Origin of the sequence: Pontimicrobium sp. SW4 (genome assembly GCF_039954625.1) — a bacterium.
GTDB lineage: Bacteria > Bacteroidota > Bacteroidia > Flavobacteriales > Flavobacteriaceae > Pontimicrobium.
This window is the reverse complement of the sequence record NZ_CP157199.1, coordinates 2,194,038-2,219,682: the sequence shown is the minus strand read 5'-3', so window position 1 is coordinate 2,219,682 and position 25,645 is coordinate 2,194,038. Positions and strand designations below refer to the sequence as shown.

Below are 25,645 nucleotides of genomic sequence, written 5' to 3'. Positions count from 1 at the left end.
GAGTTTTTTAATTTCTTTCTGTTGGAACAGATATTCTATTCCCAAGGAATAATGCATTTAAAAATAATTTATTGGTGCCATACCAAGCACCTCTAAAGTTAGGGTTGTCAGCAAACATAATAACTCTTCCTCGTCCTATCGGGCTTACTATTAACGAAGCTGATGGTTTTAAATAGGTGTTTAAGTTAGTGTTAGAAATATACCCATCTATATGTGGATTCTCGGTATATTTAGCAACAGTGCTATATTGGCTTTTACTTGGAGCGATAAATACATTATTGTTTTTATATACTGGTAATGACGAAGAACGATAACCAAACCCTAATGGATGAGTTAAATCTAAGTCTACTTCAAATATAGAACCACCTAAACGTTCTCTACCCATATTTTCGCCTGCATCTACATAAGGTTTTCTTTCAACTGCTTTTGGAGTTTCATCCTTTTTTGGTTTAGGCTTTTTAGTAAGTTGCTCTTTAACTAATTTCTTATCAATTACCCACTTTGAAGCACTAGCAATTGTTACAATAGTATTCCCTTTAGAAGCCCAGTTTTTTAATTTTTGGCGTTGTATAGAGTCTAATTCGCTGTAACTTCCAGACACCATTACTAAGGTGTTATATTTGTCTAGATTTGCGCCTCTAAAACTCCTCATTTGAATTTTTGTAATTGGCATATGTATACGAGTATCTAGTAAGTGCCAAACTTCGCCAGCTTCTGTAGAACTTACGCCATCACCAATAAGCATTGCAGCTTTAGGTTTTTTTAGTGCTCTAAAATTGTTGCTCCCTAAATCTATTCCTGTTAAGCTATAACCACTATCTGTGGTGTACATTGGTACATTATATTTTGATTGTGCATCAGAAATAATTTTATAAACTTCTTGACTAGATTTTTTTTGTTTACTTACAGGTACTAGAAGTGTACCATAATTGAAACTTTTATTTCCGTTTGAGGTCTTTATTGAAAATGGCTTAAATGCTGAAGCTACTGTTAATCCTTTAGATTGCATATAATATAAAGCTGCAGGCGCATTGTAGTCATCATAATCTATAATGTAAGCGTAATCAGCTGGTTGTACTTTAGCAACAGTTACTGTGTTGTTTTCTGGAGTTACTTCTACGCCTAAATTAGCGCTTTTTAATCCACGATATTTCATGTTGTAAAAATTAGCAACACTCCAAGCTGAAGCATCATAAAAGACACTATCTCTATACTTATTGTAAGTCTCAAACATGGTTTGTACCATTCTATGCTGTGGTTGTTTTAATGGTACTGTATACTTGTCTCCGTTTTTATAGACTTTTATTTTATGTTTCAATAAATAATCAACAAATGCTTTGTTTCTATTCATATCATAGGCATCACCAAACTCATATGCTGAGAATCCTGTTGGTGCTTTTTTAGTCATTGCAGATTTAAAGAACTTTTGTTGGTATTCTCTCAAATATGCTTTGTTTTCAACAGCTGCTTTTATAGTCGCAATTCCAGAAACATATTGATTTCTAATAGTGAAAGCAAACGTCATTTTTCCATAATCGGTATCTTGCACATGACCTCTAGAACTTGCTTGTTCAAATAGCAATGCTAATCCACCTTGTAAATCTGGATAAGAACTTCCATAACCTGGATAGGTGCCATCAAAAGACTCTTTCGTGTAGTAAAAAGATCCTATTTTATCTAAGGCACTAGCAAAATAAGGAGCGAACATGTTATTTAAATCTTCATAATTTTCTTTTGGCATAATTGGATCTTGAGAGCCAATAGGTTTCATAGGTTCAAAAAAGTGATTGCTATTTGTTCCCATTTCATGAAAATCGGTCACTACGTTTGGATACCATTGGTGATACCAACTAAGCTTTCCTTGACTTTCAGGATTTACAGCTAATAACCAATCTCTGTTTAAATCGAACCAATAATGATTGGTTCTACCTCTAGGCCATGCTTCATTATGTTCAGCATCTGTACCATCTGATACTAAAGATTTTGCTTGAAATTGGTTTGCCCATTGTGTATGTCTATCTCTTCCATCAGGATTAATTGTTGGGTCAATAAAAATGACAGAATTATTTAAGTAATTGGTAATTTCAGGATTATTTGAAGCCACTAAAGTATAAGCAGTAAGTAAAGCAGCTTCAGAACTTGAAGGCTCATTGCCATGAACGTTATAACCTAACTGAATAAACACAGGAACATCATTATAATTTGTTGGCGACTGATTAGGGTCAACAAATTTTAAGTGTTCAGATTTTATTGATTCTAAGTTGTTAAGGTTTTCAGGAGTAGAAACATGTAATATAACTAGCTTACGTCTTTCATGCGTGTATCCATAAACTTCTATTTTGGCACGATTGGATACTTCGGCTAGTTTGTAGAAATAAGCAACAATTTGATCGTGTCTCGTATGTTGTTTTCCAATTGGATAACCCAAAAATTCTTCAGGTGTTGGGATTGAAGCATCAAAAGGTGCTTTATCCTTAAAAAAGTAATCTTGTGCAGTTGCAGAATTTACCATAAGCACAGAAAAGGCTATGGCAAAAACGAATTTTGTTAGTTTCATTTGGTTGGTTTTAAGAAAATACAACCTAAAAATAACTATTAATTGTTGTTTTAGAATTAAATGAATAATTTTTAACATTTTTAATAATGATAAGAGAAATTGTTAAACCTATTTAAGGTGTCTTTTAAGTTAGACTTCCTTGATTTGGAATATTATTTTTTTATAACAAGGTGAGGTACATTTTTAACATCCCAATCAATTACTAATCCGCTTGCAAGTTGTTGCGTAACCTCTTTACCATAAAGGAATTCACATAAATATAAGGCAGCTTCAAAACTTTTTGCACCTCCTGCAGAGGTAATATATTTTTCATCATGCACAAAGAGTACATCTTTACGAATATCTAAACTTGGAAACATATCACGCATTTTATCAATATCACTTGGGAAAGTGGTTGAGATAACATTGTCAAGCAATCCTGCTTTTGCTAATACAAAAGCACCATCGCAATGTGAGGTAACAAATTTTGCTTCTTTATCAATTTGCTTTACAAAGTTTATCATAGCTTCATCTTCAAGGTCTTTCCCTAAATGATTTTCAGCACTTGGCACAACCAATATATCAATCAATGGTAATTCATCTGTCAAGTAATTAAAATCTGGAAGAATTCGCATACCTTCAAAAGTTGTTATAGCGTCATTGGTGTTTGCTACTGTAAATACATTCATAGCTTTAATGCCTTCTCGAAAAATGGTGTGTTGAAAAATATCGAAGGGCGCTGTGAGTTCGGTGTTAAATGTGCCATCCATAATTAAGAAAGCCACATTGTATCTGTTGGGTTCTAGTTTTGGAGGAGTCTTTGTAATTGATCTATACTCTTCAATTCTTTCTTCCCACATTTTCATTTGCTCTTCCTTTCTTTTTTCACTTGAGTTGCAGCTTACAATAAAGCTTAGGATTATGATATATAAAATATTTTTCATTTGAATATTTTTTATTGCATCTCGATACGATTTTCTTCAAAAATCACTCGATGTGACATTTTTATATTTTGTCTGTTCGAGTGAAATTGCAAAGCAATTTAGTATCGAGAACTAGTTAATTCTCCAAGGTGGATTTTTTCTGTTTTTACCAGCATGATATAAAATAATATGGTTGCTATCAGGGTCGCTTAAATGTGCTTCACGCCATAGCCAAGATTTATCTTCTGGATCGCTTATAAAGGTAATTCCTTTTTGTTTTAAATTTAAAACTAACTCATCTAAATTTTCATCTTCAAAATAGATTGTGACGCCATTTCCTTTGGGCAATTTATCTACTTTATGAATTGAAAATGTTGTATCACCATCAGCACATTCGAAACGCACATAACGTGGTAAAGCATTGACAATAAGATTTAAACCTAAGGTTTTATAAAATGATGTTGCTTTTTCAACATCTAAAGATGGAAGGGTTATTTGGTTTAAATTCATTACAGTTTACTTGTTTTTAATGATTGTTTTAATATGAAAAATAGAAACACACAAAGAGCTGCTATTAGTGAAATTATATGCCACGTATTGTCAAATCCAACATTATCTACCATTCGCATTCCTAAATTATGGCCGAATATATGCGCAGTTGAAAATGCAATACTATAAAGTGCCATATATTCACCTTGATTGCCCTTTTTAGCGCGTTGCATTGCAAAGGTATTTGAGAATGGAAAGGCAATCATTTCTCCAACAGTCATTAATATCATCCCAATTACTAAAATACCAATCCATGAAGTCATGTTTAGAACCACAAAACTTAGTCCTGTTAGTATGGCTCCAAAGAGCATTAGTCCGCTAATAGTAAATCTGCTATTCTCTAGCCATTTAATTAAGGGCATTTCTAATATAAAAATCAAAAAACCATTCATTCCAAGAAGTAATCCAATATCGATTTTAGTTAACTCGTGAACATCTTTATAATATAATGGCATGGTCGAGAAGTACTGTATAAATATTAAAGCAAAAAGTAGCATTCCTCCTAAAAATATAATGAATGGAATATCTTTATATGCAGAATCTGGATTTTCAACCTTAATTTCGTCAAGAGTTTTAGATTTCTTTGGGTTTAAAACATTTAGTAATACAATGGTTGCCAGAAGGCAAGTGATTCCGTCCACCCAAAATAATCCAGCATAGCTTACTGTGGAAATAATAATACCACCTATGGCTGGACCAGCTGAAAAACCAAGATTTATAGCTAATCTAATTAGCGTTACACTTCTCGTTTTATTTTCTGGTCTGCTATAGGCACTTAAGGCTACGTACATTGCAGGTCGAAACATATCTGCCACAACCATAACGACAAAAATTCCAATACAAAAAGAAACAAAAGTTGTTAAGAATTGCAAACAAATAAACATGATGCCTGTTAAGAATAAACTATATACCATTACTTTATAATACCCAATTTTGTCTGTTAATTTTCCTCCTAACCAAGCACCTGCGACTGAACCTAAGCCAAATGCGGTCATAACCCAACCTACATTTTTAAGTGTGAAATTTAAATCTTCTGTTAGGTATAAAGAGAGAAATGGAATAACCATGGTTCCTGCTCTATTTATTAATGTAATTAATGATAACCACCAAACTTCTTTAGAGAGCCCTCTAAAAGTATTTAAGTAATTGTTGAATAGTGTTTTCATAATTTTGATTGGTATATAAAAGTAAAAAGTCCGACTGTGAAGTCGGACTTTTATATATTGTAATATCTTATATTTATATCATCGTAATATATATAACGTCCGACCACTAAGTTTATAAGTGGTTTTTTGAATACAAATATTTACGATGATTCTCATTTTTGTTTTTTAGTTATTCAAAACTATGTAAAATATTCTTAAGTTGTATTTTTACAGTAGAAAAATTACTCATGAAAAAAATTAGTTGGTTGTTTTTAATAATAGTAACAATTGGTTGTTCTCAACAAAAGAAACCTATACTTGGAGAAACCGAGTTTCAAAAAGAGCAAAATGCATTGTTTAAAGATGCTTCAACATCGCCATTAAAGGATAGGGACAGAGAAAATTTTGAGAGTTTAGATTTTTTTAAGTACGATTCAACACTTTTAGTTATAGCAGATTTGAAAAGAACACCTGACACCGAATTTTTTAATATGAAAACTACCACAGACCGCGTGTCGAAAGAGCGCATTTATGGTGTGCTTACTTTCAATATTAATAATGAAGTGTATAATTTGAATGTCTATCAAGGTGAAGAAAACATGCAAACTGAAGGTTATGAAGATTATCTATTTCTACCTTTTTTAGATGCTACTAATGGAGAAAGTACTTATGGAGGAGGACGTTATATTGATTTAAGAATTCCTGAAGGCGATAGTATGGAAATCGATTTTAATTCGGCATATAACCCTTATTGTGTTTATAATGAAAAGTATTCTTGTCCAATAGTGCCACGAGTCAATTATTTGCCAATAAAAATTGAAGCTGGAGTGAAAAATTATAAGAAAGACTAAAAGCTTTTTACTAGAAATAGTCCTAAAAATACAGCTAGAAAACCAACTACAAAACTGCCAATAGTATAAAAAGCAAAACTAGTAAAATCACCTGCTTTTAAAAACACATGATTCTCATAAGCAAAGGTTGAAAATGTGGTAAAACCACCACAAAAGCCAGTGGCTAGAAGTAGTGTTTGATTTGATGATAAAGCATCATTTTTAGCAGCTAATCCAAGAATAATTCCAATGAGTAAACTTCCTAAAATGTTTGCTGTGAAAGTTCCCCAAGGTATTCCAGTATCTGTTGGATTTAAGTACTTTCCTAAAAGATAACGTAGTGAACTTCCAAATCCACCACCAATAAATACGAGTAAAAGTTGTTTCATCTATTCTTTAATAGGAATATAAATTTCGGTTATCCAATCTGCAGGATTGGGAAAATTACCTGGATCATTAGTGTATATTTCAAAAGGCTTAATATTAGATTGTTCTATGTTATTGTCAGTAAGATATTTCATCGTTTCTTCCCAAGCTTTTGATAAATTCGTATAATTTCCTTTTAAAGTAGTTTTAACTACTTTGGTTTTAGGAATGTAACCACAAAGTACACCACTACTATCATCAGTAATAGTTATTTTTTCACTTACAGGAATACCATTACTCATAATAACTGTTCCGTCATCCATATTCATGTCTTGGTAAACAGTTAGTGGCATACCATTCATTTGTATATCTTTTTTAGCCATAAACATATGAATACTACCATATTGTTCTCCCATAATAGCACTAATATTCTCATTAGTAGCATTGGTGGTTTTATATAGATAAAACCCTCCTCCATATTCTTTTATACCTTGAATAGTAACTTCAAATTTGCTCATACTATCTATTATTAAGCTATCCAATTTTTCTAAGCCACGTTCGTAATCTGGACCAACCATTTTGTCCATGCCACCACTTATAGCTGCAAAGAATTTTAATAAAAAAGGAACCTCGTCTGCTTTCATTCCCCAGGTCACTTTTGTGCCTTCATCTACTTTATCAAATTTCCAATAAACATTAGATGGTGGAAAATCGTCAAATTGCATTTCTTGAGAAATAGAGTCGAAAGGACTAACTGCTAAAGTTTTCATATTTCCTGGACCATCTTCACCAATCCAAGAATATGAACCTCCAACACCACTTGTTTGTTCAGGATAAGATATTTGTAAATTAGGTTCTTTTTCTACCCAAGGAGACCAACTTTCCCAATTTTTAAAATCGTTTATTTGGTTAAATAATAGTTCAGCAGGTGCTTTTATAACTCTTGACCTTTGTATGTCATATGAATTTGGTTGAACGGCAATGTATCCGCAAGAACCAATTATGAATATCAATAAAATGATAATGATGACTTTTGCAGTTTTCATGATTCTTACTTTAGTGGTTTATGTAAAGATACTGATTTTTAAAAAATGTAAATAACCTAAAAAGCAAATCAATCAGTGAAAACAAATTTAATAGCCACAATGAATAATAAAAAAGCAATGAATGCTAATAAAACCCAGGAACTTCCTTTAAAGTATCGCTTATGTATTTTGATATCTTTTCGGTAAGCATAAATAAGAACGATGATAAATGCGATTGCAAATAATATTCCGAAAATGATTTGTCCTTGGCTGAACATATTTTTATATTTTTATGCGAAATTAATTGAATAATATGAAGAATAAAATTGAAGCGGTAAAAGATTTTCATAAAGCTTTTAAAATTGGTTATTTAGAAACACCAAAGGCAGATCTTGGACAAGATAAAAACATGTTGCGTTACAAGTTGATGCGTGAAGAAAATGAAGAATATTTTGATGCAGCGAATGATAATGATTTAGTTGAAGTGGCTGATGCTTTGGGTGATATGCTTTATATTCTTTGTGGAACCATTATAGAACATGGATTGCAATATAAAATAGAAGAGGTCTTTAACGAAATTCAGCGTAGCAATATGAGTAAGTTAGGTGAGGATGGAGAACCGATTTATAGAGAAGATGGTAAAGTGCTAAAAGGACCAAATTACTTTAAACCAAATATTAAAGAGATATTAGGTGAATAAAAAAAGAGAAGCAATTGCTTCTCTTTTTTTTAAACCTTAACTCTCCAGCCAAATGTATCTTCAGCCTTATTGGTTTGTATATTCGTAATTCGTTTTTTTAGTTTACTTGCATAAGGGTTTTCAAGTTCTGGCAACGAATAGTCTTTGTTTTTATAGCCAAATCCAGAAATAGGAGAAATAACAGCTGCTGTTCCTGCTCCAAACATTTCTTTTAAGCTTCCATTATTTGCTGCTTCAATAACTTCGCTCACAGTTATTTTTCTTACTTCAACATCAATACCTTCATCTTTAGCAATCTTAATAATACTTTTTCTAGTAACACCATCTAAAATTCGGTCACTTGTTGGACTTGTAATTAAAGTATCATTAATTCTCACAAAAATGTTCATGGCACCAGCTTCTTCAATATACTCATGTGTATTGTCATCTGTCCAAATAACTTGGTTGTAACCTTTTTTTACTGCTAATTGTGTTGGGTAAAATTGTCCAGCATAATTTCCAGCTGCTTTTGCATAACCAACACCACCATTTGCCGAACGAGAATATTGCTCTTCTATTAGTACAGTTACTTTTCCTGAAAAATATGCTCCAGAAGGCGCACAGGCAATTATAAAGGTATATTCATCCGATGGAGACGCATGAAACCCTTTTCCAGAGGCAAACATAAAAGGTCTAATATATAAAGAACTTCCATCCTGCGTTGGTATCCAGTCTTTGTCAACTTGCAATAAGGTTTTTAAACCATCCATAAAATAGGATTCAGGTAATTCAGGCATAGCTAAACGTTTTGCCGAAATGTTTAATCGCTTACAGTTTTCATCAGGTCTAAATAAAAAGACATCATTGTTAACATCTTTGTATGCTTTCATACCTTCAAAAATGGCTTGACCATAATGAAATACTTTGGTTGAAGGGTCTAAAGTAAGTGGTTGGTATGGTACTACTTTTGGCGTATTCCAACTACCATTTTTATAAGTACACAATAACATGTGATCTGAAAACACACTACCAAAACTTAAATTTTCAAAATCTACATCATTGATTTTGGATTTTTCAACTTTAATTACCTCTATGTTATTCTTAGATTGGTTTAGCATTTTTTATCTGTTTAAGGCGCAAAATTAAGCAAATTCAATCTTATAAAAAACACATAATCCACTTAAATATAGTATATTTGGTATTCTTTAAAAGCTATACAAAAAACCTACGATTATGAAAAAATATTTTGCACTATTATTGTTGATTTCTTTAGTGTTTTCTTGTAAAAATGAGAAATCTTCAGAAACCATGACTACAGAGACCCAAGAGATTGCTTATGCGTCTTTTGGTGATGAAATAAAAGCAGATAATGCTTTAACTATTCAACAAATGGCTGAAAAGTATAAGACACTAAAAGTTGGTGACACAATTCAAGCTAAAGTAGCTGCGTCTATTAACGAAGTGTGTTCTAAAAAAGGGTGTTGGATGAAGTTAGATCTTGGTAATGACGAAGAAATTAGAGTGACTTTTAAAGATTATGGTTTCTTTATGCCTTTAAATGCTGAAGGCGATGTTATTATTAACGGTAAAGCTTTTATAACTGAAACCTCTGTTGAGGATTTACGTCATTATGCTGAAGATGCAGGAAAAAGCAAAGAAGAAATAGAAGCTATTACTGAGTCAGAAAGAACTATGGCTTTCGAAGCAGATGGTGTTTTATTGAAGCAATAGATATGCGTTTTAAAAACCTAATTTACCTTTTTGTTTTAGTAGTTTTTGGATGTAAAAACACTTCTGAAGAACCAGAAAAAAAGAAAGAATTGGTAATGGTTGAAACGTCTGAAATGGCGCAACTCATGAACGAGATGTATGCCTATAATGAAAGCATCAAACAACAAATTATTGATGGTAGTTTCGATAATAGTTTCCCAGAAAAGTTTACCAATATTCATTCTGCAGTATTAACAAGCCCTAGTGATAGAGATTCAAATTTCGAATCGTTTTCTAAACTTTTTTTAGAAGCTCAAAAAGCTGTTTTTGAAGCTCCTAAAGAAGATTTAACAACGAGTTATAATAACGCTATTAATGCTTGTATTTCTTGTCACCAAGTAAAGTGTATAGGGCCAATACCAAGAATTAAGAAGTTATTAATAAAGTAAATTGGAACGTAAAATAATCACAACTGGAGATGGCTCTAAAACCATTCAGATTGAAGGTTGGGATGAACAATACCATTCTAAACATGGTGCTATAAATGAAGCAAAACACGTTTTTATTAAAAGTGGTTTGCTTCATTTTTATCATTTGCACCCTAAAGCAACTAATATTTCTATTTTAGAGATTGGTTTTGGAACAGGACTTAATGCGTTTCTTACTGCTTTAGAAGCAGAACGGTTAAACATACATATTAATTACGTTGGTGTTGAAGCATATCCTGTTTCTGATACTGAAATTTCGCAATTAAATTATCCGCAACAATTGGATGGAAATCGAAAGAATTTGTTCGATAAACTCCATTCAACCAAATGGGAAATAGTAAACACTATAAATAATTCTTTTCAGTTAACTAAACGAAAACAGTTCTTTTCGGATATTAAAGATCTTGCTCAATTCGACGTTATTTATTTTGATGCTTTTGGTGCTCGTGTACAACCTGAACTTTGGACAAAAGATATTTTTAAATTAATGTACAATGCCATAAAAACTAAAGGCGTATTGGTTACCTATGCTGCTATTGGTACTGCAAAAAGAGCTATGAAGTCACTTGGTTTTACTGTTGAACGCCTTCAAGGACCTCCTGGAAAGCGTCACATGTTAAGAGCAACCAAATAAATTGCTAAATGTCTCATAGAGACTGTTAAACCTAACTTAATTACAATCTTGATGCGCCTGTTAATGCTTAAATTTGTACTATGAAGCGGATTCTAATTACAGGAGCAACGGGGTTGGTTGGACAAGAAATTGTCAAGCAATGCCATGTAAAAAATATTGCAGTTAGCTATCTATCAACAAGTAAAGATAAGCTTAAAAATGAGCCTAATTATAAAGGGTTTTATTGGAATCCTGAGGCTAATGAGATAGATGTAGCTTGTTTTGAAGATGTTGAGGTTGTTATAAACCTTGCTGGAGCATCTATTGCACAACGTTGGACAGCAGCTTACAAAAAAGAGATTTTAGATAGTCGTTTACAATCGCTAAACCTATTGTATAAAACCATTCAAGAACATAATATTCCTATTGCTCAATTGGTATCTGCAAGTGCTATTGGTGTGTATCCAGACTCTAATACCAACTACTACGAAGAAGCTTATAATGAATTTGGAACAGGCTTTTTAGCAGAGGTTTCAATGCAATGGGAAACTGCTGCGCTACAATTTAAACAACTAAATATTGATGTTTCTTTAATTAGAATTGGAATCGTTTTGTCTAAAAATGGTGGTGCATTACCTAAATTAGTCACACCTATTAAAAACTTTGTTGGAACCGCTTTAGGAAAAGGTAACCAATGGCAATCATGGATTCATATTGAAGACCTTGCTCAACTATTTTTATATGTTATTGCTAACAAACTAGAAGGTGTGTTTAATGGTGTGGCTCCAAACCCTGTACAGCAACGCGAAATGGTAAAAACTATTGGAAAGACTATAAATAGACCAATACTATTACCTAAAGTTCCAAGCTTTATACTAAAACTATTATTAGGAGAAATGAGTGCAGTGGTATTAGAGAGCCAACGAGTGAGCTCACAAAAAGTTGAAAATTTTGGCTTTCAATTTAAATATCACCATTTACAACCTGCGTTGGAGGATTTGCTATAATATTTTGAGGTTCGTTTAACGTCCACTGTGTATGGCGTAGTGAGGCGCGCCTCACGGAGAGCCATAAATGCGCCTCATTCGCTATACACGCTGATGTGTGTAGTTTCGTGAGGAGTTCTCGTAGACTCGAATAAATATACAATTAATTTGGCGAGGTGCAATTAACAGTGGACGATGGTATGTAATTAGTAGAAAGGAAGCGTTTGCAAAACGCGATTCTACGTGCCGCAGGCAATTACATACCATTGTAATTCCTGATATGCAACGTTTTAATGTTTTATATCAGACGTTAAACGAAGTTAGTGGTTTTTTCTTACAAAGGCAATAATTTAAATGTCTTATACTCCAAATAGTTTATCATCTTAATTATTATCAAAATTTTCAACAAATTGCACAAGTTCTTCCCAGCTTTTACCTGATTCTTGTTCAAAAATAATGCGTACCATACCTGCGTAATTATTTTCATGATGTCCTAGTTCAATAAGTTCTGTGGCTGCTTCAATCTCATCCTCACTACCAGCCTCTGAAATCGCAAATTTTATCATATAACGATAGGCGCTTTTAGCAGTTCTATTTCTAAATTGCACTAAACTAGGACGATGTAAACCACAGGTTATTATGGTGCTTAAACCAACCTCACTACCATTAAATGGTTTGATGAGTCCAGTATCTGTAAACTCAAAATGCTTGGAAAAATCTGTATGATCAAACGGATTTAGAAGGAGAGGTGTTTCGTTATCACTTTTTTTAGGCGATCTAAATGGGTAATCTGTTAAGTCTGGACCTGTATTTTTTGGTCTTTCATTTGAAATAGGAAATAAGGCTCTTTTCCATGGTTGATTGCATAACTTACATGAAAGTAGATAATTATCCCAATGATAGGCTAACCACCAATACCCTCTTTTACAGGCATTTTTAAAGCGCCTTTGACGTACGTTTTGTGCATCTTCCTGTTCTTCACCTTCGGATTTAATTTCTTGAATTACAGACTTTGGACGATAATGTTCAACATCACCATAATCATTCATATACGACTCACAATAGCCACATTTGCGATATTGACTTTCATTAAAAAAGGGCTTATATTTTCCCCAAAAACTGTCATTAAAGTCAATTTTTTTAGGATCTGAAGCTAGTTGATTCTCAACTTTTTTTAATTCCTCTTTAGCTTTGGTTTGAAAACCCCAAGGTCTTTTTGGTCTTATTAGAGCTAACATTGACTAGTGTTTTAATTTTCGTTCTAATTTTTCCTGTATTTTTTTCTGCATCAGACTTTTGTCAAAAGCCTCGTCGGTGTCTTCCAAGACACTATCCATAGTCTTTACGAAACTTTTAAAAAGTCCTTGACCACCAACATACTTCATTCGATCCTCCAATTGACTCTCAATATCTTTTATTTCTGCTTTGTTAGTATTTTTATTCTCCAGCATGAGAGAATTGTGTTTGTTGATAATATTAAGTGTGCTTTCGTCAAGTGTGGTTTCCATCTTAAACCAATTGCCAAGAAGTAAATCTTCGATAGGCATTCCAGGTGGAATATCTCTTTGGTTAATAACGATGTCATTGGTTTCTTCATCTTTATTCATTACCCAAACTTCACCAGGTCGAGCACTCCTCAAGCATAAAGGGTCGTGTGTACTAATAATAAACATTGTTCTTGGGAATAATGCACGTAATAGAGATACAACTCTAATTTTCCATGTTGGATGTAAATGGTTGCCAATTTCGTCAATAATAACAATGCCTTCAGCATTATAAGTACTGCTCCAATGTACAGAAAAAGAACGCATGATATATAAGGCATAGGCAATCACAGATCTATAACCATCGCATAGGCTATTAATAGACTCAGGTCCATTACCAATATTAATGGTAAGCTTACCATTTTTACGGTTTAATAAACGCTCTTTACCAATTAATTCTGTTGGAATCATGAGCATTTCAATGATGGTTTTAGCAGCTTCGTTAAACTGATCGGTATCTACCAGTTCGGTATTGCCTAACCAAGGTTGAATATCTGGATAAATCACATCATGTCTAAAAAGGCTCATTATTCGAGATGGGTCACTATTAAAAGTTACAGATTCTTCTTTTTCTGGAAGTCTCCTAATGGATCCTATGCCAACCGTTGGCTTTACAAGAGTTGCTCTATTTGTCGTTATTTCTTTCTTAGTTATAACAACTTCAACAATATCATCATCATTAAACTTTACTCTTATAGTTGCTTTTCGTGCTCTGGAATTTCGACGAATAAGATTTGAAAGTTTACCAAGGTTAAGCTTATTAAGTTGTTCTTGACCTATCATGGCTAAAGCAATTGCTTGAAGTACCGTGCTTTTTCCAACACCATTTTCACCAATAAGTAAAATACTGTTTTCGCCTTTACCTTCAATAGGTGTATCAATTTTTAAAGTCATTTCATCAATACACTTAAAATTTTTGATTTCAATCCAATCTATAAATTTTAAAAATTTAGTTTTTGATTCAAGATCAGGGCTTTTGATAGACTGTTTATGAATTGAGGATTCGACTTCTAACTCGGTTATTCCTGTGAGAGTATTTAGAGAAGGAATATTATTTTCAAGGGCTTTTAAAAATTCTTTATTAAAGTCTGGGTATTCAGAAAAAATCAACTTTTTATTAGCGACATACCATTCAGCAATATATTGTCTAGATAGCCCAAGAAAAGCGCTTTTTTCATCTAATAAACCTAAAAGATCCTTAAGATGATTTGAATGATTACTAGTAAATGTGATATACGAAATTATAACTTTGATATAATTAATGAGTTCTTTTCTATTCTTTACTAAATCTTCCCTGTTAAGTCCAAAAAATTGAATGCTATATTCTGCCTTTTCATTTTGAGGAATAATACTACCATCTGCATCGTATTTAAAATTTAATGTTTCATGTGCTCGTGGGTCACAGGGATCAATTAGCATTGCTTCCTCTTTTTCGACATACTGTTTTAAAGCTTCGTAGTCAAGGTATGTTGAAACATTTGGAGGTAGAAGACGTTTCCCTTTTACGGGGAAGTAATTTGATTTATAACGATTACAAACTGTACAGCTTAAATAAAGATTAAACCATTTATAAGTTAGCCAATAATATCCATCATTGGCTCCTTTATTATCATCAACAACACTAGATTTTGGTCTGAAGTGATCTACATCTTTTCGTTCAATTCGGGATTCACAATAACAGCATTTACCATTAAATAATTGTTCAAGATCAGGTCTTAGCTTTTGTAAAATGTTATGATTGGCTTTATATCGAGCTTGCTTATATTTTCCTGTGTTCTCAAGGCGATTTCGAATTTCTAAATCAAACCGATTGCTACTAGATTCTAAAAGTAAATAGGGTATTGGTATTTTGTTTCTGTCTACGTAAATCATGCTGTCTTGTTTTAATTGCGGGATAAATAATTATGCGTGTTCTCTCTAGCTATAAGATTAAAATCTTCTTGACTTAAATAGGAGGTTATTTGGGTATATAAATCTTTGTCTGAGTTATGATTGCGAACAACATAAAAATCGGTGCCAAATAAAATTCGACTTCTCAGTTTATTTTTTCCTGTTAAGTGTTTTGCTTTTTTATTATCTAAAGGTTCGGCCAAATATTTTAGATGTTCTTTATGGTAATTCTCACCTTTTTCTAGAGAAGTTTTCAGTAAAGGATAAATAGATGGCTTGCTTATAATATAACTGATATCGGCATACATATTCTCATAGTTAATTAGTAGACTACAGATAAGAGAATACCAATCGGTTTCATCCCAAAGTGTATTGAGTTTATACCATGAAAATTCTTTGCTAGAATTTTTCATGAAGTTTATGGCTTCTTTTGGTTCACGAATCAAGCGTTGGCTATACGTGTGGCGATCAGATTCCATATATTTTGCCCATTCTTCTTCGCCTCCAAAATGAGCCAAACATATTTTTAGATTGGATAAATTATATGCTAAAGTGCCATCAGTCTCGGAATAACCAAAAAGCTTTTTTAAGTCATGTTTTGGATTGCTATCACGAATTATTGTTGCTAAGAATTGCTCTTCTACAAGGCATAAATAATTTAATGGATGCGTAAAATTAAATTGAAAATCTACATTTTTAACTTGTGGCAAAAGCATTGGTTCATAAACATCTTTACTATATTCTTGTTGGAAAACTGGATGATAATTCCATGATTTCTTTTTAGATCCACGATAATAAATTGTTCCCATAACACAATGCGTCATTATAGGGATATTGTTTTCTGATGCATAACGCCAGATGGGTAATAAATATGGATCAAAAGGATAATAGCCTAGTGCAGGATAAATTTTAAATCCGCTAAAATTACGATTCTCCATGTAAGTTTTAATAAAACAATCTTTAAGTTTCATTCTGTTACCTACTATTTCATAGTCAAAAAAGCCTTTGCCCTCTTCTTCAACACGGCGTGGATCAATAAAAACAAATGGGTAGTAAGATTTTTTTAGTTTTTTATCTTTTGGTTTTTTAGCAAATTGCCATATTTCACGCATTTGGTATTTATAAATATCCTGATAATCGTATTCTGTCCACTTATTATCATAAGGATTTCCCTCTTCAATTTCTTTATTTAAAATATTTGCCTCTTTAGTTTTAAGAATTTCTTTAGTCATTTTACTCTTACCAGCACCCATATATTCCATATCCATTGGTAAAATAACGATACCAGAATCTGGAGGTAACTGATGTAATACACGCTGAGCTATTTTTCTTTGTGTTCCGTAAAAAGTAAAGCGTCCTAATAAGAAATAGCGGTCTAAAAGATGCTTTAATTTTTTGCTAGACAATTTTTTAACGATTGGGAATAAACTTTTAAGCACTAGAAATACTGTTTTTCTACTTGGTTTAAAAAACCATAGAACAGCTGCAACCCATATTGCTTTTATGATTTTACTGAAATCAAAATATAAGTAGTATGAGTGTAGTGTATCCTTAAAGCTTGCTATTTTTTCTGAAGTTTTTTCGGCTAAAGGGAAAAAATGTGTGAGAAATTCTATCAAAAATAGAACAGCAATAACAGTAAGCCAAAAAACTATTATTTTATACGGAATGTTGAGGTATGGTCGGCTCGAAATAAAGAAACGTCTATTTACATTTTTTCGATTTTTGTGTTTTTCTTTGTAAATGGCTTTCCATAGAATATCTTTTTCATCTTCATCAGTACTATTACCAAATTGGTTTTTATACTTTTCTTTATAGTATTTTTTAAACTGATTAATAATCCATCCTGTATGTAAAAGATAGAAAAAAGGCCAAGGAACTATCGTTTTTGCTAAATATGGAGGTACAAAATTACCTGTAAAGACATGTGTATGAGCGTTGATTAGTTTTTTATCTTTATTAATATTAGACATAACTATTTTCTTAGAGTGTTACAATTTGACACTATGATCTCTACTAAAAAGTAAAATCATTGCATGTTTTTTTAGAAAATTATATGCTATTAAGAAGAATCTTAGAGGGAGCTAAGAAGTTTAAATATAATCATTTTATCTTAATGCATTTATGTATGTAAATACTAAATAAGGTTGTAAGCTGTTTTTTATGCTTAATAAGTTTTAGTTTTTATAATTTATCTAGAATGTTTTAACAGCTTTTTAGTTTTCATCAACAGAGTTCTCAACTCGCTCATTTACTAACAGTGAAGCCCCATGATGAACACCATTTTCAAAATATAGGCTTCTTGATTGTATTAATTCCAATGTCTTACCATGTCTTTACTAAATAAGCTTTTTCTAAACTCTTTAGGCTTTTTATTATTTAATAATTTCAGGTCTCCTTTTTCTTTAATTAATTCTTGAAAATGGTTTTCTCGTTGATCGTATTGTGTTTTGTTTAAGTAAGTGGTTATCAATAGTATTTGAAAAGGAGCTTCATCACTTTTCGGTGTTTCTAGTAGCTGATAAGAGTGTATGTAGTTTTTTGTAATCGCTTTATCCCTAAGTGCTTTCCAGTTATTTCGAAAATAGAATAAAGCCTCTTCTTTGTTGTTGTTAACAACTTCAACAAACTCAATAGTGGTAATTTTGTCATTAACTTGTGCCTGAATAGATAGACCCAAGCTTAAAGCAGTAAATAAAAACAAGACTTTCATTATCAAACGGTTTAATGTTTAAATAATGAAAATACTATATAATTTTTTATGATAAGTGAAGCTTAAGATAGTTTTAACTATGTGTCAAAATTAGTTTTTGTGATAAATTAATTTTGGACCACCACATTCATACCAAGTATTACTAATTCTATTTTCAGATTCAAAAACAAATACTTCGTTTAGATTTTTAGAGCAATTGCCAATAATACTACTTTTTTCATTGTATTGAAACACTATATATTTTGTGCCATTTACTATCATATAGTTGTAAGTGCCATTTAATCTCCAAAAATTAGAATTGGACTGTCTAGTTCGTGAGAAAAGGCTATCATTTAGTAAAACCAATTGCTCATGTATATTTAAATGGTTATTAGTTTGAGAAGTAGTTATATTTTCGTTTATACTTACTAATTCCCAGCTTTCTGTGGTTTTGCTGTTTAATTCATTGGTGTCATTAATAGTGCAAGATTGAGCTATAATTAATAACCCAACTATTAAAATATTTTTTTTCATTTTTTAGTTATTTAGTAAAGCAAAGAAACAGCGTTATGAGCAATTTGAATTTAAGTTAAGGTTATTAGAAAATTAAAAAAGCCACTCAAATTTGAGTGGCTTTTTTAAAATTAAAGGTTTCTTAATATTAAGATTTCTTTGCGTTAACAACAATCTTTAATTCAATGTCATCGTTAATAAATTTGTCTCCTAAATTATCAAAAAACGATTTTGATCCATATTTTACATCCCATTTAGAGCGATCTATTGTAAATGTTTCGCTTGTTAATGTGAAAATATCATCTTTTTCGCTAAACGTGACAGGGAATGTTACGTTATTTTTCTTTTCTTTTAGAGTCAAATTTCCAGAAAGCATTGTTTTACCATCAACCTCTTCTAAACCAGTTACTTCAAAAGCAGCATTTGGATATTTTTCTACATCAAAAAAGTCAGCACTTTTTAAGTGACCTTCTAATCTTTCACTTCCATCATAATCTTTTAATGTAGTCATATTAATTATAAATGTTCCGCTTTCAATTTTACCGTTATTTACTGTAAATACTCCAGATTCTAATAGTATAGTTCCGTTATGTTGTCCAGTAGGCTTATATCCTGCCCACTCAATTAATGTGTTAGCTGGATTTGCCATATATTTTATTGAAGTAGCTTGAGCTTCAGTAGTCTCAGTTGCTTCGGTAGTTTTAGCTTCTTCAGCTTTGTTTTTACAGCTTACAAAAGCTATAGTTAACATTAAAATTGTAAAAATTTTTAAAACTGGTTTGTTCATAGTTGTTGTTTTTTATAGTGTTTGAGCAAAAATACTAATTCGATACATTAGAAAAGTTAAAAAGATGTGAAAATATTTTGTGACATTTTGACATTTTAATAATAATGGCAGTACTTTTGCCAACTGTATTAAGTATTGATTTTTTAAAACTTTAGTTGAAAAAACATGAGTAAGAAAAGTAAAAAAGAAGAAGTGATAGAAGAGCAAATAGATGTGCAGCAAGAGACACAGGTTGAGGAAGCGCCAAAACAAACTGCTGAAGAGCAGTTACAAGAAGAATTAAAATCTGAAAAAGACAAATTCTTACGCTTGTTTGCTGAGTTTGAAAACTATAAAAGACGTACTGCTAAAGAGCGTATAGAGCTATTTAAAACAGCAGGAGAAGATGTTATGGTGTCGATGTTACCTATACTTGATGATTTTGAACGCGCATTGTTACATATTGATGAAGACAAAGAAGCGGAAGAACTTAGGAAAGGTGTATTACTAATTTATCAAAAATTGCTAACTACTTTGGAACAAAAGGGGTTGTCGCAAATTAAAGTAAAAAAAGGTGATGTGTTTAATGCCGATAATCATGAAGCTGTTACTCAAATACCAGCTCCAAGTAAAGACCTTAAAGGTAAAATTATAGATGTAATTGAAAAAGGATATGCTTTAGGTGACAAAGTAATTCGTTTTCCAAAAGTGGTTATAGGACAATAAATATATGGCAAAGCAAGACTATTACGAAATATTAGGGCTAACTAAAGGAGCTACTGCTGCTGAAATAAAAAAAGCATATAGAAAGCAAGCTTTAAAATATCACCCTGACAAGAACCCAGATAATAAAGAGGCTGAAGAAAAATTCAAATTAGCTGCTGAAGCTTATGAAGTATTGAGTGATGCTGATAAAAAAGCACGTTACGATCAATTTGGTCATCAAGCCTTTGATGGAGCAGGTGGCTTTGGTGGTGGAGGTATGAATATGGACGATATTTTTAGTCAATTTGGAGATATTTTTGGAGGTGCTTTTGGAGGTGGTGGATTTTCAGGATTTGGAGGTCAAAGACAACGTGTTATAAAAGGAAGTAATTTACGTATTAGAGTGAAATTAACACTTGAAGAAATTGCTAATGGTGTTGAGAAAAAAGTAAAAGTAAAGCGAAAAAAACAAGCCAAAGGTACTACTTATAAAACCTGTCCAACCTGTCAAGGTTCTGGTCAAATTACTAGAGTTACAAATACTATTTTAGGAAGAATGCAAACTTCAGCACCATGTAATGTATGTGGAGGAGCTGGACAAACCATTGATAAAAAACCTGCTGGAGCAGATGCACAAGGTTTAATTATTGAAGAAGAAACAGTATCTATTAAAATTCCAGCTGGAGTTGTAGATGGTATGCAATTAAAGGTTTCAGGAAAAGGAAATGAAGCTCCTGGAAATGGAATTTCTGGTGATTTATTAGTTGCTATTTCTGAAGAGGATCATTCAACATTACAGCGAGAAGGTGATAACTTACATTACGATTTATATATAAGCTATCCAGATGCGGTTTTAGGAACTTCGAAAGAAATAGATACTGTTACTGGAAAAGTGAGAATTAAAGTAGAAGCGGGAGTTCAATCTGGAAAAATATTGCGTTTAAGAGGTAAAGGAATTCCTAGCATTAACGGTTATGGTAAAGGCGATTTATTAGTACATGTTAATGTTTGGACACCTAAAACACTAAGTAAACAGCAAAAAGAGTTTTTCGAAAATATGAGAGATGATGAGCATTTCGAGCCTAAACCTGAAAGCACAGATAGGTCATTTTTTGAAAAAGTTAAAGACATGTTTTCTTAATATAATATCAAGTTATTCTAAATTGTAATATATTTCTTTCTATTTAGAGTATTGCTTAAGATAATATCTCATTTTAAGAATTATTTAAGAAAAAACTGTATATTTGAATTACTACTAGTTTTAATTAGTAGTAATTTTTCTTTTTCATAGCAATTTTTCCCATCCTTAATTTTTTAAGGGTGGGTTTTGTTTTTATACAATTCTATTTTTAAAAAAAGGATAAGTTCTTGTAACATTTAATATCTTTACAAGACTTATTTTAAACACTAAATATATTTAAATGAATAACTTATTAGTGGCCAATTCGGTCTCTAAAAACTTTGGAAAATTTACAGCCTTAAATAATGTATCTATTGAGGTTCCAAAAGGAAGCATATTTGGTTTATTAGGGCCAAATGGAGCTGGAAAAACTACTTTAATTAGAGTTATCAACCAAATTACAATGCCAGATACAGGTAATGTTATGCTAGATGGGCAACCTTTACAATCGCATCATATTAAAGATATTGGATACTTGCCTGAAGAGCGTGGTTTATACAAATCTATGAAAGTTGGTGAGCAAGCTTTATATCTTGCTCAATTAAAGGGTATGAGCAAAAGCGAAGCAAAAAAACGTTTAAAATATTGGTTTGAAAAATTAGAAATTGGTGATTGGTGGAATAAGAAAATTCAGGAATTATCTAAAGGTATGGCACAAAAAATTCAGTTCGTAGTAACTGTTTTGCATCAACCAAAGTTATTGATTTTTGACGAACCCTTTTCAGGTTTTGACCCTATAAATGCTAATTTGATAAAAGATGAAATTCTTCAATTAAGAGAAGAAGGAGCAACTGTTATTTTTTCTACGCATCGTATGGAATCGGTTGAAGAATTATGCGACCATATTGCGTTAATTCATGAATCTAATAAAATATTGGATGGTAAGCTTCAAGATATTAAAAGGCAGTTTAAAACGAATACTTTTGAGGTTGGTCTTGTGACTAATAATGAAGCAGGTTTAACCAATTTAATAAAAGAAAAATTCGAGGTTTCAAAAGCGAGTTATAAATCATTAAACGACGATTTAAAATTAAAAATAAAGCTTAATGATAATGATACTTCTAATGACTTATTGAGGTTTTTAACTTCGAAAGCAGAAGTAAATCATTTTAATGAGTTGGTACCAACAGCAAGCGATATATTTATACAAACAGTTAAGAATAGTTAATTATGAACCATTTACCATTAATTATAAAACGAGAGTATTTAACTAAGGTTAGAAATAAATCGTTTATAATCATGACTATTTTAAGTCCAATAATCATGATTGCTCTTATTGCTGTTGTTGCATATTTATCACAGCTCAATAACAACAAGCAAAGAACCATTTCTATATTAGATGAGTCTGGGTTAGTTGAAAGTATATTTAAAAGTGCAGAGAATACAAATTATGTAATTTTAAATGAGGTTTCAATAGATGAGGCAAAAAAACAAGTTGAAGAAAAAGAGCAATATGGTTTGCTTCATATTTCTAAGGGTGAAAGTATAGATAATGTTCTTGAAGGGATAAAGTTTTACTCAAAAGACACACCTTCAATAACTTTAATGGAAAGCCTCGAAAATAAGCTTGAGAGAAAATTTACAGATTTAAAACTACAAGAACAAGGCGTAGATATTGAGAAATTAAAATCATCAGAAGCTAGAATAAGCATTGCTCAAGAAAGTTTTCTGGGAGAAAAAACTTCTAAAATTGATAATATTGTAAAACTCATTTTTGGAGGCTTAGCTGGATATATGTTGTTTATGTTTATCATCATTTATGGAAACATGATAATGAGAAGTGTTATTGAAGAGAAAACTAGCAGGATAATTGAGGTTATAATTTCTTCAGTAAAACCAGTACAATTAATGCTTGGAAAAATTATTGGGACCTCTTTAGCAGGAATTACTCAATTTATTATTTGGATTATTCTTGGAGGTGTTTTAATGACTGTTGTTTCAGCTATATTAGGAATAAACATGGCAGAAATGCAAGCACCGCAGCAAGAATTAATGCAACAGGCTATGGAAGCTCAAGGTGCAGATATGAAGATTCAAAGTTTAATGAGTGCCATTTATAATTTGCCACTAACCAATTTAGTGATTATGTTTTTGTTGTTCTTTGTTGGAGGCTATTTACTGTATAGCTCATTATATGCTGCAATTGGCGCAGCAGTAGATAATGAGACAGATACGCAACAATTTATGCTGCCAATTTTAATGCCTCTAATTTTAGCGGTTTATGTAGGGATTTTTACGGTTATTGAAGACCCTCATGGTACAGTATCAACGGTGTTTTCATTTATTCCGTTTACCTCACCAGTTGTAATGCTTATGCGTATTCCTTTTGGAGTCCCAATTTGGCAACAAGTAGTTTCGGTGTTATTATTAATTGGTACCTTTATGTTTACAGTTTGGTTTGCTGCCAAAATATATCGAGTTGGAATTTTAATGTATGGTAAAAAGCCTAGCTATAAAGAGCTCTACAAGTGGTTAAAATATTAGTGAATGGAGAAGATTATAAATTTTTTAAATTATGATTTTAAGTTTAGTGAAAATATACATATTTCGGTAAAAACAATTTTGGTTGTAATAGTTGTTTTTATTCTTACAGCTATTATATTAAAAGGAATAAAAAGGCTAGCAACTAGAAAGCTTCCTGAAGAAGACAAGCTAAAATTTACGTCTGTATTCTCATTTGCTAGATATTTTATATATCTAGTGGTAGTTTTTATTACCATGCAAAATATGGGTGTACAAATGTCTGCTATTTTAGCAGCTTCTGCAGCTCTTCTAGTTGGTATTGGTTTGGCACTACAAACTTTTTTTCAGGATATTATTTCTGGTATTTTTATTTTACTCGATCAATCGGTTCACGTTGGAGATATTATAGAAATAGATGGTAAAGTTGGTAGAGTAGCTGAAATTAAATTGAGAACGACAAGAGCTGTAACCATAGATAATAAAGTGCTGGTAATTCCAAATCACAAATATTTAACTTCAATACTTTATAATTGGACTGAAAATGGGACAAAAACAAGAGAAAGTGTGAGTGTTGGAGTTGCTTATGGAAGTGATGTAGAGTTAGTAAAAGAATTGTTGTTACAAGCAGCTAAAACGCATCCTAAAGTAATGAAACATCCGGCTCCTTTAGTATTATTTATGAATTTTGGTGACAGTTCATTAAACTTTAAACTTGTTTTTACATTAAATAATAGTTTTGAGGCAGTAATACCGCAAAGTGAAATCCGTTTTGAAATTAACAGACTATTTAAAGAACACAATATAACAATACCGTTTCCACAAAGAGACGTTCATTTATATAACAATTAAGAAAATAATATGCCACAAATACTAATAATAGAAGACGAAGCCGCAATTAGACGCGTTTTAACAAAAATATTAAGTGAAGAAAGTAATACATATAATGTCGAAGAGGCTGAAGATGGATTAATTGGTATTGAGAGAATAAAAAAAGAAGATTTCGATTTGGTACTCTGCGATATTAAGATGCCAAAAATGGATGGCGTGGAAGTTCTTGAAGCTATTAAAAAGATTAAACCAGAAATTCCTGTGGTGATGATTTCTGGTCATGGCGATTTAGATACTGCTGTAAATACTATGCGTTTAGGAGCTTTTGATTATATCTCGAAGCCACCAGATTTAAACCGCTTGTTAAATACCGTAAGAAATGCACTTGACAGAAAAGAACTAGTAGTTGAGAATAAACTTTTAAAGAGAAAAGTAAGTAAAAACTACGAAATGATTGGGGAGAGTGATGCTATTTCACAAATTAAAGAAATGATTGATAAGGTATCGCCTACTGACGCTCGTGTTTTAATTACTGGACCAAACGGAACAGGAAAAGAATTAGTGGCACATTGGTTACATCAAAAAAGTGAACGTTCAAAAGGGCCAATGATAGAAGTGAATTGTGCTGCTATACCTAGCGAACTTATAGAAAGTGAATTATTCGGACACGTTAAAGGTGCTTTTACAAGTGCAAATAAAGATAGAGCAGGAAAGTTTGAAGCTGCTAATGGAGGTACGATTTTTCTTGATGAAATTGGTGATATGAGTTTATCTGCTCAGGCTAAGGTTTTAAGAGCATTGCAAGAAAGTCGTATTCAACGAGTTGGAAGTGATAAAGACATTAAGGTAGATGTACGAATTGTTGCTGCAACTAACAAAGATCTTAGTAAGGAAATTGAAGAAGGTAAGTTTAGAGAAGATTTGTATCACAGATTAGCTGTTATTTTAATAAAAGTTCCAGCACTAAACGACAGGAGAGAGGATATTCCTTTACTTATTGAATATTTCTCTTCAAAAATTGCAAATGAACAAGGAATTTCTAAAAAATCTTTTTCTAAAAAGGCCATAAAACTACTTCAAGAATATGATTGGACAGGAAATATTAGAGAACTTAGAAACGTTATAGAAAGACTTATAATACTTGGTGGTACAGAAGTTAGTGAAGCAGATGTTAAAATGTTTGCTAGTAAATAAAAAGAAAGAGGTCTGAAACT

Annotated in this window: 25 protein-coding genes; 12 read left to right on the top strand and 13 right to left on the bottom strand. The window is 31.9% G+C overall.

From position 1 onward, the window contains the following. Positions 1–7 precede the first annotated feature (7 nt). The 4 genes from ABGB03_RS10400 to ABGB03_RS10385 all read right to left on the bottom strand — a co-directional run bounded on the left by ABGB03_RS10400 (position 8) and on the right by ABGB03_RS10385 (position 5,174). Positions 8–2,557 (bottom strand): M14 family zinc carboxypeptidase, encoded by a 2,550-nt coding sequence (locus ABGB03_RS10400; RefSeq protein ID WP_347922450.1) that lies wholly within the window; start codon positions 2,555–2,557, stop codon positions 8–10. A gap of 152 nt (positions 2,558–2,709) precedes the next feature. Then, on the bottom strand, positions 2,710–3,480 hold the full coding sequence (locus tag ABGB03_RS10395) for a DJ-1/PfpI family protein (protein ID WP_347922449.1): 771 nt from the start codon (positions 3,478–3,480) through the stop codon (positions 2,710–2,712). A gap of 111 nt (positions 3,481–3,591) precedes the next feature. After that, on the bottom strand, positions 3,592–3,969 hold the full coding sequence (locus ABGB03_RS10390; protein ID WP_347922448.1) for a VOC family protein: 378 nt from the start codon (positions 3,967–3,969) through the stop codon (positions 3,592–3,594). Beyond that, the gene (locus tag ABGB03_RS10385; RefSeq protein WP_347922447.1) at positions 3,969–5,174 is read right to left on the bottom strand and encodes an MFS transporter; all 1,206 of its coding nucleotides are present in this window, start codon (positions 5,172–5,174) and stop codon (positions 3,969–3,971) included. Before ABGB03_RS10385 ends, ABGB03_RS10390 begins: the two co-directional genes overlap by 1 nt. Before the next feature lie 227 nt (positions 5,175–5,401). On the opposite strand from ABGB03_RS10385, the gene ABGB03_RS10380 reads away from it, so the two are divergent. Then, positions 5,402–6,004 carry a DUF1684 domain-containing protein gene (locus ABGB03_RS10380; RefSeq protein WP_347922446.1) on the top strand — a complete coding sequence of 201 codons (603 nt, stop codon included), beginning with the start codon at positions 5,402–5,404 and terminating at the stop codon, positions 6,002–6,004. On the opposite strand, the gene crcB is transcribed toward ABGB03_RS10380, so the two are convergent. Together crcB and ABGB03_RS10370 are read right to left on the bottom strand one after the other, a co-directional pair. Next, the gene (gene crcB / locus ABGB03_RS10375) at positions 6,001–6,372 is read right to left on the bottom strand and encodes a fluoride efflux transporter CrcB (RefSeq protein ID WP_347922445.1); all 372 of its coding nucleotides are present in this window, start codon (positions 6,370–6,372) and stop codon (positions 6,001–6,003) included. The genes ABGB03_RS10380 and crcB overlap by 4 nt on opposite strands. Further along, entirely contained in the window at positions 6,373–7,395 is a 1,023-nt protein-coding gene (locus tag ABGB03_RS10370) for an SRPBCC family protein (protein ID WP_347922444.1), read from the bottom strand. It lies immediately after the preceding gene. A 292-nt stretch (positions 7,396–7,687) separates the two neighbouring features. On the opposite strand from ABGB03_RS10370, the gene ABGB03_RS10365 reads away from it, so the two are divergent. Continuing rightward, positions 7,688–8,074, top strand: coding sequence for a nucleoside triphosphate pyrophosphohydrolase family protein (locus tag ABGB03_RS10365; RefSeq protein ID WP_347922443.1), 387 nt, complete (start codon positions 7,688–7,690; stop codon positions 8,072–8,074). Positions 8,075–8,103: 29 nt separating this feature from the next. Here ABGB03_RS10365 and ABGB03_RS10360 read toward each other — a convergent pair whose 3' ends face one another. Next, entirely contained in the window at positions 8,104–9,171 is a 1,068-nt protein-coding gene (locus tag ABGB03_RS10360; protein WP_347922442.1) for a branched-chain amino acid aminotransferase, read from the bottom strand. A gap of 115 nt (positions 9,172–9,286) precedes the next feature. On the opposite strand from ABGB03_RS10360, the gene ABGB03_RS10355 reads away from it, so the two are divergent. From ABGB03_RS10355 to ABGB03_RS10340, 4 genes are all read left to right on the top strand, one after another. Continuing rightward, complete coding sequence (locus ABGB03_RS10355) at positions 9,287–9,784, top strand: DUF4920 domain-containing protein (protein WP_347922441.1); 498 nt, start codon at positions 9,287–9,289, stop codon at positions 9,782–9,784. 2 nt (positions 9,785–9,786) lie between these two features. Further along, positions 9,787–10,212, top strand: coding sequence for a hypothetical protein (locus ABGB03_RS10350; protein ID WP_347922440.1), 426 nt, complete (start codon positions 9,787–9,789; stop codon positions 10,210–10,212). A 1-nt stretch (position 10,213) separates the two neighbouring features. Then, on the top strand, positions 10,214–10,885 hold the full coding sequence (mnmD, locus tag ABGB03_RS10345; protein WP_347922439.1) for a tRNA (5-methylaminomethyl-2-thiouridine)(34)-methyltransferase MnmD: 672 nt from the start codon (positions 10,214–10,216) through the stop codon (positions 10,883–10,885). 80 nt (positions 10,886–10,965) lie between these two features. Then, entirely contained in the window at positions 10,966–11,871 is a 906-nt protein-coding gene (locus tag ABGB03_RS10340; RefSeq protein WP_347922438.1) for a TIGR01777 family oxidoreductase, read from the top strand. Between the two features lie 362 nt (positions 11,872–12,233). Here ABGB03_RS10340 and ABGB03_RS10335 read toward each other — a convergent pair whose 3' ends face one another. The 6 genes from ABGB03_RS10335 to ABGB03_RS10310 form a co-directional block, all read right to left on the bottom strand. After that, on the bottom strand, positions 12,234–13,088 hold the full coding sequence (locus ABGB03_RS10335) for a hypothetical protein (RefSeq protein ID WP_347922437.1): 855 nt from the start codon (positions 13,086–13,088) through the stop codon (positions 12,234–12,236). Between the two features lie 3 nt (positions 13,089–13,091). Next, positions 13,092–15,266, bottom strand: coding sequence for an AAA family ATPase (locus ABGB03_RS10330; protein WP_347922436.1), 2,175 nt, complete (start codon positions 15,264–15,266; stop codon positions 13,092–13,094). A gap of 11 nt (positions 15,267–15,277) precedes the next feature. Then, positions 15,278–17,257, bottom strand: a complete 1,980-nt coding sequence (locus tag ABGB03_RS10325) for a hypothetical protein (RefSeq protein ID WP_347922435.1) — start codon at positions 17,255–17,257, stop codon at positions 15,278–15,280. 338 nt (positions 17,258–17,595) lie between these two features. Beyond that, positions 17,596–17,997 carry a hypothetical protein gene (locus ABGB03_RS10320; protein WP_347922434.1) on the bottom strand — a complete coding sequence of 134 codons (402 nt, stop codon included), beginning with the start codon at positions 17,995–17,997 and terminating at the stop codon, positions 17,596–17,598. 90 nt (positions 17,998–18,087) lie between these two features. Continuing rightward, positions 18,088–18,510, bottom strand: a complete 423-nt coding sequence (locus ABGB03_RS10315) for a hypothetical protein (RefSeq protein ID WP_347922433.1) — start codon at positions 18,508–18,510, stop codon at positions 18,088–18,090. Positions 18,511–18,637: 127 nt separating this feature from the next. Next, on the bottom strand, positions 18,638–19,276 hold the full coding sequence (locus tag ABGB03_RS10310; protein WP_347922432.1) for a YceI family protein: 639 nt from the start codon (positions 19,274–19,276) through the stop codon (positions 18,638–18,640). A gap of 165 nt (positions 19,277–19,441) precedes the next feature. On the opposite strand from ABGB03_RS10310, the gene ABGB03_RS10305 reads away from it, so the two are divergent. From ABGB03_RS10305 to ABGB03_RS10280, 6 genes are all read left to right on the top strand, one after another. Further along, on the top strand, positions 19,442–19,981 hold the full coding sequence (locus ABGB03_RS10305; protein ID WP_347922431.1) for a nucleotide exchange factor GrpE: 540 nt from the start codon (positions 19,442–19,444) through the stop codon (positions 19,979–19,981). A gap of 4 nt (positions 19,982–19,985) precedes the next feature. After that, positions 19,986–21,101, top strand: a complete 1,116-nt coding sequence (dnaJ, locus tag ABGB03_RS10300) for a molecular chaperone DnaJ (RefSeq protein WP_347922430.1) — start codon at positions 19,986–19,988, stop codon at positions 21,099–21,101. 280 nt (positions 21,102–21,381) lie between these two features. After that, positions 21,382–22,308: an ABC transporter ATP-binding protein gene (locus tag ABGB03_RS10295; RefSeq protein WP_347922429.1), complete on the top strand. Its 927-nt coding sequence runs from the start codon at positions 21,382–21,384 to the stop codon at positions 22,306–22,308. A gap of 2 nt (positions 22,309–22,310) precedes the next feature. Continuing rightward, complete coding sequence (locus ABGB03_RS10290; RefSeq protein WP_347922428.1) at positions 22,311–23,624, top strand: ABC transporter permease; 1,314 nt, start codon at positions 22,311–22,313, stop codon at positions 23,622–23,624. A 3-nt stretch (positions 23,625–23,627) separates the two neighbouring features. Beyond that, complete coding sequence (locus ABGB03_RS10285) at positions 23,628–24,452, top strand: mechanosensitive ion channel domain-containing protein (RefSeq protein WP_347922427.1); 825 nt, start codon at positions 23,628–23,630, stop codon at positions 24,450–24,452. A 9-nt stretch (positions 24,453–24,461) separates the two neighbouring features. Further along, on the top strand, positions 24,462–25,625 hold the full coding sequence (locus tag ABGB03_RS10280) for a sigma-54 dependent transcriptional regulator (protein WP_347922426.1): 1,164 nt from the start codon (positions 24,462–24,464) through the stop codon (positions 25,623–25,625). Positions 25,626–25,645 lie beyond the last annotated feature (20 nt).

Excerpts from the sequence above, each read along its gene's own strand:
- ABGB03_RS10305 (WP_347922431.1), top strand. The coding sequence starts at position 19,442 with ATGAGTAAGAAAAGTAAAAAAGAAGAAGTGATAGAAGAGCAAATAGAT.
- ABGB03_RS10365 (WP_347922443.1), top strand. The coding sequence starts at position 7,688 with ATGAAGAATAAAATTGAAGCGGTAAAAGATTTTCATAAAGCTTTTAAA.
- ABGB03_RS10335 (WP_347922437.1), bottom strand. The coding sequence starts at position 13,088 with ATGTTAGCTCTAATAAGACCAAAAAGACCTTGGGGTTTTCAAACCAAA.
- ABGB03_RS10390 (WP_347922448.1), bottom strand. The coding sequence starts at position 3,969 with ATGAATTTAAACCAAATAACCCTTCCATCTTTAGATGTTGAAAAAGCA.
- crcB (WP_347922445.1), bottom strand. The coding sequence starts at position 6,372 with ATGAAACAACTTTTACTCGTATTTATTGGTGGTGGATTTGGAAGTTCA.
- ABGB03_RS10295 (WP_347922429.1), top strand. The coding sequence starts at position 21,382 with ATGAATAACTTATTAGTGGCCAATTCGGTCTCTAAAAACTTTGGAAAA.
- ABGB03_RS10380 (WP_347922446.1), top strand. The coding sequence starts at position 5,402 with ATGAAAAAAATTAGTTGGTTGTTTTTAATAATAGTAACAATTGGTTGT.
- ABGB03_RS10325 (WP_347922435.1), bottom strand. The coding sequence starts at position 17,257 with ATGTCTAATATTAATAAAGATAAAAAACTAATCAACGCTCATACACAT.
- ABGB03_RS10395 (WP_347922449.1), bottom strand. The coding sequence starts at position 3,480 with ATGAAAAATATTTTATATATCATAATCCTAAGCTTTATTGTAAGCTGC.
- ABGB03_RS10285 (WP_347922427.1), top strand. The coding sequence starts at position 23,628 with ATGGAGAAGATTATAAATTTTTTAAATTATGATTTTAAGTTTAGTGAA.
- ABGB03_RS10290 (WP_347922428.1), top strand. The coding sequence starts at position 22,311 with ATGAACCATTTACCATTAATTATAAAACGAGAGTATTTAACTAAGGTT.
- ABGB03_RS10360 (WP_347922442.1), bottom strand. The coding sequence starts at position 9,171 with ATGCTAAACCAATCTAAGAATAACATAGAGGTAATTAAAGTTGAAAAA.
- dnaJ (WP_347922430.1), top strand. The coding sequence starts at position 19,986 with ATGGCAAAGCAAGACTATTACGAAATATTAGGGCTAACTAAAGGAGCT.
- ABGB03_RS10385 (WP_347922447.1), bottom strand. The coding sequence starts at position 5,174 with ATGAAAACACTATTCAACAATTACTTAAATACTTTTAGAGGGCTCTCT.
- ABGB03_RS10370 (WP_347922444.1), bottom strand. The coding sequence starts at position 7,395 with ATGAAAACTGCAAAAGTCATCATTATCATTTTATTGATATTCATAATT.
- ABGB03_RS10310 (WP_347922432.1), bottom strand. The coding sequence starts at position 19,276 with ATGAACAAACCAGTTTTAAAAATTTTTACAATTTTAATGTTAACTATA.
- ABGB03_RS10320 (WP_347922434.1), bottom strand. The coding sequence starts at position 17,997 with ATGAAAGTCTTGTTTTTATTTACTGCTTTAAGCTTGGGTCTATCTATT.
- ABGB03_RS10355 (WP_347922441.1), top strand. The coding sequence starts at position 9,287 with ATGAAAAAATATTTTGCACTATTATTGTTGATTTCTTTAGTGTTTTCT.
- ABGB03_RS10400 (WP_347922450.1), bottom strand. The coding sequence starts at position 2,557 with ATGAAACTAACAAAATTCGTTTTTGCCATAGCCTTTTCTGTGCTTATG.
- ABGB03_RS10315 (WP_347922433.1), bottom strand. The coding sequence starts at position 18,510 with ATGAAAAAAAATATTTTAATAGTTGGGTTATTAATTATAGCTCAATCT.
- ABGB03_RS10350 (WP_347922440.1), top strand. The coding sequence starts at position 9,787 with ATGCGTTTTAAAAACCTAATTTACCTTTTTGTTTTAGTAGTTTTTGGA.
- ABGB03_RS10330 (WP_347922436.1), bottom strand. The coding sequence starts at position 15,266 with ATGATTTACGTAGACAGAAACAAAATACCAATACCCTATTTACTTTTA.
- ABGB03_RS10340 (WP_347922438.1), top strand. The coding sequence starts at position 10,966 with ATGAAGCGGATTCTAATTACAGGAGCAACGGGGTTGGTTGGACAAGAA.
- ABGB03_RS10280 (WP_347922426.1), top strand. The coding sequence starts at position 24,462 with ATGCCACAAATACTAATAATAGAAGACGAAGCCGCAATTAGACGCGTT.